Origin of the sequence: uncultured Aggregatibacter sp., from assembly GCF_901873365.1 — a bacterium.
GTDB lineage: Bacteria > Pseudomonadota > Gammaproteobacteria > Enterobacterales > Pasteurellaceae > Aggregatibacter.
The window spans coordinates 1-9775 of record NZ_CABFLM010000085.1; the positions used below are offsets into that span (position 1 = coordinate 1).

Annotated in this window: 10 protein-coding genes and 1 pseudogene; 9 read left to right on the plus strand and 2 right to left on the minus strand. The window is 39.8% G+C overall.

Features of this window, described 5'->3' with window-relative positions; genetic code table 11:
- Positions 1-85 precede the first annotated feature (85 nt).
- Positions 86-643, minus strand: a complete 558-nt coding sequence (gmhB, locus tag QZ106_RS07800) for a D-glycero-beta-D-manno-heptose 1,7-bisphosphate 7-phosphatase (protein WP_295976185.1) — start codon at positions 641-643, stop codon at positions 86-88.
- A gap of 195 nt (positions 644-838) precedes the next feature.
- Here gmhB and metN point away from each other — a divergent pair, with 195 nt between their 5' ends.
- The 4 genes from metN to trmL all read left to right on the plus strand — a co-directional run bounded on the left by metN (position 839) and on the right by trmL (position 4085).
- A complete protein-coding gene (metN, locus tag QZ106_RS07805) occupies positions 839-1876 on the plus strand; it encodes a methionine ABC transporter ATP-binding protein MetN (protein WP_295976188.1) in 1038 nt (345 codons plus the stop codon).
- Positions 1866-2543 (plus strand): methionine ABC transporter permease, encoded by a 678-nt coding sequence (locus QZ106_RS07810; protein WP_295976190.1) that lies wholly within the window; start codon positions 1866-1868, stop codon positions 2541-2543. Before metN ends, QZ106_RS07810 begins: the two co-directional genes overlap by 11 nt.
- Before the next feature lie 34 nt (positions 2544-2577).
- Positions 2578-3402: a MetQ/NlpA family lipoprotein gene (locus QZ106_RS07815; RefSeq protein WP_111306181.1), complete on the plus strand. Its 825-nt coding sequence runs from the start codon at positions 2578-2580 to the stop codon at positions 3400-3402.
- A 206-nt stretch (positions 3403-3608) separates the two neighbouring features.
- Positions 3609-4085, plus strand: a complete 477-nt coding sequence (trmL, locus tag QZ106_RS07820; protein ID WP_295976194.1) for a tRNA (uridine(34)/cytosine(34)/5-carboxymethylaminomethyluridine(34)-2'-O)-methyltransferase TrmL — start codon at positions 3609-3611, stop codon at positions 4083-4085.
- Positions 4086-4173: 88 nt separating this feature from the next.
- On the opposite strand, the gene glpX is transcribed toward trmL, so the two are convergent.
- Positions 4174-5187 carry a class II fructose-bisphosphatase gene (gene glpX, locus QZ106_RS07825; RefSeq protein WP_295976195.1) on the minus strand — a complete coding sequence of 338 codons (1014 nt, stop codon included), beginning with the start codon at positions 5185-5187 and terminating at the stop codon, positions 4174-4176.
- A 177-nt stretch (positions 5188-5364) separates the two neighbouring features.
- Here glpX and cas10 point away from each other — a divergent pair, with 177 nt between their 5' ends.
- From cas10 to QZ106_RS07850, 5 genes and pseudogenes are all read left to right on the plus strand, one after another.
- Positions 5365-7509: a type III-A CRISPR-associated protein Cas10/Csm1 gene (cas10, locus tag QZ106_RS07830; protein WP_295976197.1), complete on the plus strand. Its 2145-nt coding sequence runs from the start codon at positions 5365-5367 to the stop codon at positions 7507-7509.
- 10 nt (positions 7510-7519) lie between these two features.
- Positions 7520-7942, plus strand: coding sequence for a type III-A CRISPR-associated protein Csm2 (csm2, locus tag QZ106_RS07835; protein WP_295976199.1), 423 nt, complete (start codon positions 7520-7522; stop codon positions 7940-7942).
- A gap of 2 nt (positions 7943-7944) precedes the next feature.
- Positions 7945-8643 (plus strand): type III-A CRISPR-associated RAMP protein Csm3, encoded by a 699-nt coding sequence (csm3, locus tag QZ106_RS07840; RefSeq protein ID WP_295976201.1) that lies wholly within the window; start codon positions 7945-7947, stop codon positions 8641-8643.
- A 9-nt stretch (positions 8644-8652) separates the two neighbouring features.
- Entirely contained in the window at positions 8653-9591 is a 939-nt protein-coding gene (locus tag QZ106_RS07845; RefSeq protein ID WP_295976203.1) for an RAMP superfamily CRISPR-associated protein, read from the plus strand.
- Positions 9588-9775: pseudogene (locus QZ106_RS07850) on the plus strand (CRISPR-associated protein); the annotation flags it as partial. The gene QZ106_RS07845 and the pseudogene QZ106_RS07850, both read left to right, overlap by 4 nt.

A 9775-nucleotide genomic window follows, 5' to 3' on the forward strand; every position in this document is an offset into this window, starting at 1 on the left:
TGTGGTGGCGTATTATAGGCATTTTTTATATCCACGCAACCCCTTTTTAGCTTTTTTTTCATTTTTTGTTTTGATTGGTTATTTTTTATAAATTTTGACTAATAATCAGACTAGGAATGTCTACAATTGAATCTAATACGTAGTCTGCCATTTTTTCTCCCTCAGAAGTGATCGGTTTACCGGTTCGCACTAAAACAAGCGTTTTCACCTTAGCCCCCTTCCCGGCAAGCAAATCTTCCACCTTATCTCCAACCATAATAGATTTTGTCGGATCGATACTCAGCTCTTCTATTGCTTGTAGTAACATCCCCGATTTCGGCTTACGGCAGTCACAATCCTGTTTAAATTCGGCAAGTTTTGCCTCTGGATGATGCGGACAATAATAGATACCATCCAAATCCACACCGCGATCAGCCAATGACCAATCCATCCATTCCGTTAACTGCAAAAACTGTTGTTCAGTAAAATACCCTCGCGCAATGCCTGATTGATTTGTTACCAGCACTAACAAATAGCCCATCTCTTTCAGTTTTTTTAGCGCCTCAATACTTCCTTCAATAAAGTGAAAATGATCAATGTCATGCACATAACCATAGTCAATATTCAACGTTCCGTCTCGATCTAAAAAAACCGCTTTCTTCATCTTTTTGTCCCATTTAAATATAAATTCGTACCGATTATCTTCTTTATTTTTATCTTGTGCAAACCTTCAACTTTTTTGTTCTAAGAGAAAGCAAATAATTATAAGAATGTCATGGATAGAGGTTGACATGGCATTCTAGACGTCTAGAATACAAAAATCTTTTTTTGATAAAAACGAAACCGCAAAAGGGCTTATATGATTAAGCTAAAGAATGTCAGCAAAATTTTCGACGTTTCAGGTAAAAAACTGACCGCACTTGATAACGTTTCCTTGGATATTCCGAAGGGACATATCTGTGGCGTTATCGGCGCATCCGGTGCAGGCAAAAGCACTCTGATTCGTTGCGTCAACCTATTGGAAAAACCCACTGTGGGTTCAGTCATCATTGATGGCAAAGATCTCACTCAACTTAGCGATGCTGAACTGGTATTGGAACGCCGTAATATCGGCATGATTTTCCAACATTTCAATTTATTGAGCTCCCGAACCGTCTTTGGTAATGTCGCGCTACCTTTAGAATTAGAAGGCACACCGAAAGAAAAAATCGAAGCGAAAGTCAATGAATTACTCTCTTTGGTAGGCTTAAGCGACAAAAAAAATGTGTATCCGTCTAATTTGTCCGGCGGTCAAAAGCAACGCGTCGCCATTGCACGCGCACTAGCAAGCAATCCCAAAGTGTTATTATGCGACGAAGCGACTAGTGCGCTAGATCCGGCAACCACACACGCCATCTTAAAATTATTAAAAGAAATCAACCGCACTTTAGGCATCACGATTCTCTTGATTACCCACGAAATGGATGTTGTCAAACGCATTTGTGATTTAGTTGCCATCATCGATCACGGCAAACTTGTAGAACAAGGTTCAGTGAGCGACATTTTCTCCAATCCCAAAACAGAATTGGCTCAAGAATTTATTCGTTCTACCTTTAACGTTAATCTGCCTAATGAATATCTAGAGAATCTATCACACACGCCAAAACACGCTAAGTCTTACCCGATTATCAAATTTGAGTTTACCGGACGCTCTGTGGATGCCCCATTGTTATCCCAAGCCTCCAAAAAATTCGGTGTGGAATTAAGCATTTTAACCTCCCAAATTGAATATGCCGGTGGCGTGAAATTTGGTTTCACCGTAGCAGAAGTGGAAGGTGATGAAGATGCTATTACACAAACCAAAATCTATTTAATGGAAAATAACGTACGTGTTGAGGTATTAGGCTATGTGGAATGATTTTTTAACGCAACTTACGCCTCAAATGTGGCAAGCCGTGTGGGTTTCTACCTATGAAACCGTATATATCAGCTTTGCATCTACCCTGTTAGCCGTGATCATCGGTTTACCCTTTGGCGTAGTAACCTTCCTCACCGGCAAAGGCGAAATTCTTCAAAACGCACGGTTAAATCTCATTTTAAATATTGTGATTAACATTGGACGATCCATTCCATTCATTATTTTGTTAATCATTTTGTTACCGTTTACCCGTTTCATTTTGAACACGACGCTGGGTACCACGGCGGCAATTATCCCATTAAGCATTTGTGCCATGCCATTTGTGGCACGTTTAACCGCAAATGCCTTAGTGGAAGTACCAAAAGGCTTAACGGAAGCCGCAAAAGCGATGGGCGCGACAAACTGGCAAATCATCCGTAAATTCTATTTGCCGGAAGCACTACCAACCTTAATTAACGGTATCACACTAACGTTAGTTACCTTAGTGGGCTATTCCGCCATGGCGGGCATTGTCGGCGGCGGCGGTTTAGGTAGCCTCGCCATTAACTACGGTGAATATCGCAACATGGTGTACGTTAAATGGGTCGCCACAATTATTATTGTCGTATTCGTCATGATTTCACAAAAACTGGGCGATGATTTCGCAAAACGCGTCGATCATCGTTAATTCACTTAGCATTAACATTAAAAGAGGATCTTTTATGAACTTAAAAAAATTACTCGGCGTAGCAACACTTGCCTCCGTATTTGCATTAACAGCGTGTAACGAAGAGAAAAAACCGGCAGCAACAGCAGAAGCACCGGCAAAAATTAAAGTCGGCGTGATGGCAGGACCTGAGCACGAAGTGGCTGAAATTGCCGCGAAAGTTGCGAAAGAAAAATATAACTTAGACGTAGAATACGTTCTATTCAACGACTATGCCTTACCAAATACGGCGGTTTCTAAAGGCGATTTAGATGCTAACGCCATGCAACACAAACCGTATTTAGACAAAGATTCCCAAGCGAAAGGGTTAAACAACCTCGTTATCGTGGGCAACACCTTCGTTTATCCGTTAGCGGGTTACTCTAAAAAAATCAAAAGCGTAAATGAGTTACAAGATGGTGCGGTGGTTGCTGTACCAAACGACCCAAGCAACCTTGCCCGTGCATTGATTTTATTGGAAAAACAAGGATTAATTAAATTAAAAGATCCGACCAACCTGTTCTCCACTTCAATGGATATTGTTGAAAATCCGAAACATTTACAAATTAAAGAAGTGGATACCTCTGTTGCAGCACGTGCGCTAGACGATGTGGATTTAGCCGTTGTCAATAACAACTATGCCGGCCAAGTGGGCTTAAATGCACAAGATCACGGCGTGTTCGTGGAAGATAAAGATTCTCCATATGTGAACATTATCGTGGCACGCACTGATAACAAAGACAGCAAAGCTATCCAAGATTTCGTGAAAGCTTACCAAACACCGGAAGTAGAACAAGAAGCGAAAAAACACTTTAAAGACGGCGTCGTAAAAGGCTGGTAATTTGAAGCCCCTATAAAAACACCGTAAAATGAGACCGCACTTTTAAGCCATAAAAAGCAAAGTGCGGTCTTTTTTTACACGTTTTTTACGGAGGAAATCAGAATAAAAATCCCTTTTTAACCATTGATAAGGATTTTTTATGAGCGCTTTTAGCCCCCCTTTTTTGCGCCTATAATAAGCCGTTTATTTTTACCATCAGGAACACCATGCTAGATATTGTTTTATACGAACCGGAAATTCCACAAAACACCGGCAATATTATTCGTTTATGCGCCAACACCGGCTTTCGCTTACATTTAATCGAACCACTGGGTTTTACCTGGGACGACAAAAAATTACGCCGCTCCGGATTGGATTACCACGAATTTGCCGACATCAAAAAGCACAAAACTTTCGAGGCATTTTTGCAAAGCGAGCAACCGAAGCGTTTGTTTGCCTTAACGACAAAAGGCACACCGGCACACAGTGAAGTGACATTTGAATTGGGCGACTATTTAATGTTCGGCCCGGAAACCCGCGGCATTCCAATGGACATTTTAAACAGTATGCCGGCGGAACAAAAAATCCGTATTCCCATGACTGCCAACAGCCGCAGTATGAACCTCTCCAACTCGGTGGCGGTCACCGTGTATGAAGCTTGGCGCCAGCTGGGATATCAAGGTGCAGTGAATATTGTTCGATAAGATGAATTAAAAATTGCGCTTGCAAAAGCGCGATATTAAATGGGCTAAGTGCATTTTATCGTTGCTACTTAGCCCTTTTCTTTTGGAATTACGCGCCGATTAAACGGGAAAGTGCGGTGTCTTTTCGGTCTAAATAATGGGTAGATTGAATACGACGAATGGTTCTGGATTTACCTCGAATCAATAAGGTTTCCGTGGTGGCTAAATTGCCTTTACGGCGAATACCTTTTAATAAATCACCATGAGTAATCCCGGTGGCGGCAAATACCAAATTGTCATCACGCACAAGCTGTTCCAGCTGCAACACCGTATTGACTTGAACACCCATTTCTTCACAACGGCGAATTTCTTCTTGCGCCAATGCCTTATTTTCCGGCGTATCGCCTTTTACCTGATTCCGTGGCAATAAACGGGATTGCATATCTCCCCCCAAGGCACGAATCGCAGCCGCTGCCACAACGCCTTCCGGCGCACCACCAATGCCATAAACCATGTCAATTTCCGCCTCCGGCAAACAACATAATACCGAAGCCGCCACATCACCATCAGGAATCGTAAATACGCGCACACCCAGTTGATGCATTTTTTCAATCACGGCTTCATGACGAGGTTTATCTAAAATCATCACCGTTAAATCGGATAATAGCTTGCCTAACTTTGAAGCAACACGGCGCAAATTTTGTTCAAGCGGCAAATTCAAATCAACAATGCCTTTTGCTTCCGGCCCCACTACCAATTTTTCCATATACATATCCGGTGCTTTCAAAAAAGTATTTTTGCCACCTGCCGCCAATACAGAAATCGCATTAGACTGCCCCATCGCCGTCATGCGCGTACCATCAATAGGATCGACCGCAATAGACACTAATTCCCCCATGCCTGAACCCACTTTTTCACCGATATATAACATCGGCGCGTGGTCAATTTCGCCTTCGCCAATCACGATTTCCGCATCCATATGAATCAAATTTAGCATATAACGCATGGCTTTCACGGCAGCATCATCAGCCGAATGTTTATCCCCACGCCCCAACCACGCAAAACCGGCAAGGGCGGCAACTTCGGTTACTCTCGAAAACTCAATGGCTAATGATCTATTCATGGCATAATCCTTAAAAATGAGAAATAAAAATCGGCTTATTCTAGCACTAAGCAAACGTTTGCTATAGTAAAAATCGTAAAAATATGCATTAATATTAATGTTTACAAATTTGTATTTGCTGGCAAATTTAAAAAACGTGCTTATACTTCACTTAATATTTCGATACATGGAGTAATTATGTCAGATCATACAATTTCTCTCGCTTTTTCAGTATTGCACCATTATTTAAAGCTATTCGCTGAAAAACAAGAACCTCATTTACCTCTTCCCTCTTTTCCATCCCAATTCAAACAGGTTGATATATCTCCTTTCTTATCACAAGCTGAACACCTTGTTTTAGGTAAACAACCTGAATTAAAAGAGAGTAATAAACTGTTTAGTTTGTTTGAAAATATCAATCAAGCGAATAAAAAAATGCAATTTTTTTATGATTGCCAACCACTCTCTCCAAATTCTATTTTTCCCGAAAAAGAAGAAAAAGATACCGCACTTTCAACACATTGGGATAAGTTTGTTCAAGCGATCACAGAGATTCCTAAATCTCATTGTGATAACCCAAGTTTATGGCTAGATCATTTTGATACCGCAATGCAATGCTTTACTTGCAATTTGCCAAGTCCTTATGGTGATGAAATTTCTTTCTATGATTTCACTAAAGCAGTCGCAGCGTTTGTGGTTGCTCTCGCAGATCAAGAAATCAATGAAGAAGAGCCATTCTTATTAATTCAAGGCGACTTCTTCGGCATTCAAGATTTTATTTTTTCCGGCGGTAGTGCTTCCAACAAAGGCGCAGCGAAAATCTTGCGTGGCCGCTCCTTCCAAGTGTCACTTTTCACAGAATTAGCCGCACTTAAAATTTTAAATGCTTGTAAGTTACCAACCACTTCACAAATGATGAATGCGGCGGGTAAATTTTTGATTGTGGCACCGAATACGGAAGAAGTAAAAAATGCAATCAAGCAAGTTCAATCGGAATTAAACCAATGGTTTATCAAAGAAACCTATGGATTAATCGGGCTGAGTATCGCAGTTCAATCAGCAAAATGCGGTGATTTTGAACAAAACCACTACGAAACATTAGTTAAAAAATTAGTTGAGAATTTAGAAGAGCAAAAGCTCAAACGATTAGATTTAACGGATACGACACAAAGCGTGCAGGAAGTTGAATATCCAAATGGTGTTTGTGAAATGAATAGCTTTTTCCCAGCTCAAATTGGGAAAGAACGTTCCGTGATTTCAGAGGATCAAATCAAAATTGGGGAAATGTTATCGAAAAAACAACGCATTATTATTTCGGATATAAACGCTGACATTAATGAAACACAAATTCTAAAATTGCTGATTTTTGGCTTTAAAGTGATTTTTACCAATAGCCGTGAAGATACCAAAGAATTTGGTTATCCGGTAAAACTGTTACAAATTCACCGTTTTTGGGATTTCTCATTACCAGAAAATACAAATAGCACCATTTGGAACGGTTATGCCCGCCGTTATATCAATGCTTATGTACCTTTTAATGAGGAAGGAAAGATTATTACGTTTGAGGATATTGAAACTCAAGATAAGGGACAAAAAGCATTAATGACCTTAAAAGGAGATGTGGATAATCTTGGCACAATTTTCCAAGAAGGTATTCAGTCTGCCAACATTGCCAAAATGGCGGCACTTTCTCGCCAAATGAATCTCTTTTTTAGTCTTTGGTTGCCGGCTTATTGTGCTGAACAAAGCCAAAGTATGTACACCGTGTTTGCGGGGGGCGATGATTTCTTCTTAATCGGCCCTTGGTATTCTACGCAAAAAGTGGCACACGCAATGCAACAAGCTTTTGCGCATTATGTAGCAGAAAATCCTAAAATTCATTTTTCCGTGGGAATGGTGATGAGTAAATCAAACATTCCTGTGCCACGTTTAGGCGATTTAGCTGAAGAGGCTTTAGAAAAATCGAAAAAAATTGATGCCGGTAAAAATGCGGTAACGATTTTTAATCGTTCCGTGAAGTGGGAAAAATGGCAATTCTTATTAAATTTAGGCGACGAAATTGAACGACTTGCAAAAGATTATGAAATTTCGACCGCTTATATTTATTCACTGATTCATTTTGCCCTTCAAGCGGAAAATAAAGAAAATAAAATAGAAAACAGTATGTGGCGTAGTCGTTTCTATTATAAAACTGCGCGCTATGTGGTGGATAAGCTCAAAAAAGAGGAGAAATCAACCGCACTGAATCAAATTATTACATCGTTAGGCGATAAAGGAATAGAAACGTACAAAGGCGATTTTATTATTCCTATCTTTAACTATTTCTACCAACAACGAAATTAAGGAGCTCTTAATGGGTATTGAAACTGAAATTATTTTCGGTGAACAAAAAAAAGTGGATCTTTTTTCTCGCATTGCAGAAGGTTGTGCCAGAGACATTAAAACTACCGATAAAGGTTTTAATAAAGATAACAATAAAAGTACACAAATTCGTAAATTCTATGATGAATTATCCATGTGGAATGACCGAGTGCAATTAAATAGAACAAATCGAGAGGCGGAATTTAAAAAACAAGAACCTTTCATTCGTATGTTAAAAGCCAAAGTGGCATATGCTGAGGGACGAAAACATATTAATAATAAATTTAGTACCGTATTTAATCGTTGCATTGATCAGATCAAAAATGCTGATACTTTAAAAGAAGCTAAATTATTTATGGAAGCCGTCATTGCATATTGTAAATTAGAAGAAACTCGCAGAGAAAAAGGAGAATAAAGATGAAATTAACCAACATTATCGAAATTAAAGCCACCTTATTATTAAAAAGCGGGTTACATATAGGTGCAGGCGATAACGAAATGCATATTGGTGGTATTGATAATTCTGTGGTGAAAAACCCAATTACCAATCGCCCTTATATTCCAGGTTCCAGTTTAAAAGGCAAAATTCGCAGTTTATTAGAATGGAAAAGTGGTGAAGTCAAAAATAAACCGCTCTCATTAAACGATTTAGAGAAAGCACAAAGTAAACAAGCAGTTGAACTCATTTTAAAACTCTTTGGTGTAAGCGGTGATGCGGAAGATAGTGAAAAAATGCAAAAAATCGGTGCTTCTCGCTTAGTATTTTGGGATTGTGATTTAAACGAAACTTGGGCGAATGAGATCACTCAAGACGGTTTATCCTTAACCGAAGCAAAAAGTGAAAACACAATTGATCGTATCACTGCAACAGCGGGCAACCCACGCTTAACGGAACGCGTTCCTGCTGGAGCAGAGTTTGATTTTAAACTCATGATACGTGTGTTTGATGAAGATGATAAACAAGAGCTATTGAATACAGTATTAAGTGGACTAAAACTATTAGAACTTGACAGCCTTGGCGGATCCGGTTCCCGGGGTTACGGCAAAGTGAAATTTACTGAATTAACGGTTGATGGTGAAACTCGTAATTTAGACGACATTAAACCTTTCGAATAAGGTGATTTTATGAAGTTATATCGTTTTACACTCACACCACAAAGTGCGATGGGAACGCCTTTGGTGGGCGATACCTTATTTGGTCAGCTTTGTTGGGCAGTGAGAAATCGTTTTGGTGAAGCACGCTTAAGTGAATTACTTGAAGGTTATACCACACAGCGCCCATTTATGGTGGTGTCGGATGCTTTTCCGGAAGGTTTTTTGCCTTTACCGACGTTGCCATCAACGTTTTGGGACACCAAAACAAAAACCGATCGTAAAAGTTTAAAAAAAGCCCAATGGGTCAACATCAGTGATGCAGAAAAAAGTGCGGTGAAATTTTGGCAAGAATGTGCTTTACAGGCGAATTTTCAATTCAAAAAAGAAACTCAAGACCAGTTCCATAACACCATTGATCGCCAAACAAATACCACAGGTGATGGACAATTTGCGCCTTATTCCACAGAACTAACCTGGTTTGACGCACAACAAAAATTCGAGCTCTATGTCATGTTAGATGAAAATCGCTTTTCATTGGAAGCGTTACAAATAGTGCTTCAAGATGTCGGAAATATTGGTTTTGGACGTGATGCCTCTATCGGGCTAGGGAAATTCCGTTGTGAAAATCCACAAGCCTTCGATTTTACTCAACCGAATGCAAATTGTTATTTGACGCTAGCCAATTGTGCCCCGCAAGGTTTAGGCTTAAATAAGGAGCACTGCTACTACCAAATTACGACAAGATTTGGTCGCCACGGTGACATTCAAGCCTTAAGCTCCAATCCATTTAAAAAGCCGATTATTTTGGCAAAACCAGCAGCCATTTTTACGCCTGAAAACTATCAACCACGTTTATTTTTAGGTAATGGATTAGATAGCGTGTCTTATGCTCAACCGGAAGCGGTGCATCAAGGCTATGCCCCCGTCTTAAATTTATTTGTCGATTTTGAACATAAGGATCACAAATGAAACCATTTATGCAAACCCACAAGGTCTATTTAACCCCATTAAGCCCGATTCACATTGGCTGTGGGGAAGATTTTGAGCCAACCAATTATGTCATTGATAGTGAAACCTTATTTAATTTTGAACCTAGCCATTTAATGTTAAATGAGCGGGAGAGAACGAATTTGTTAAATGCAGTAAATAAAGA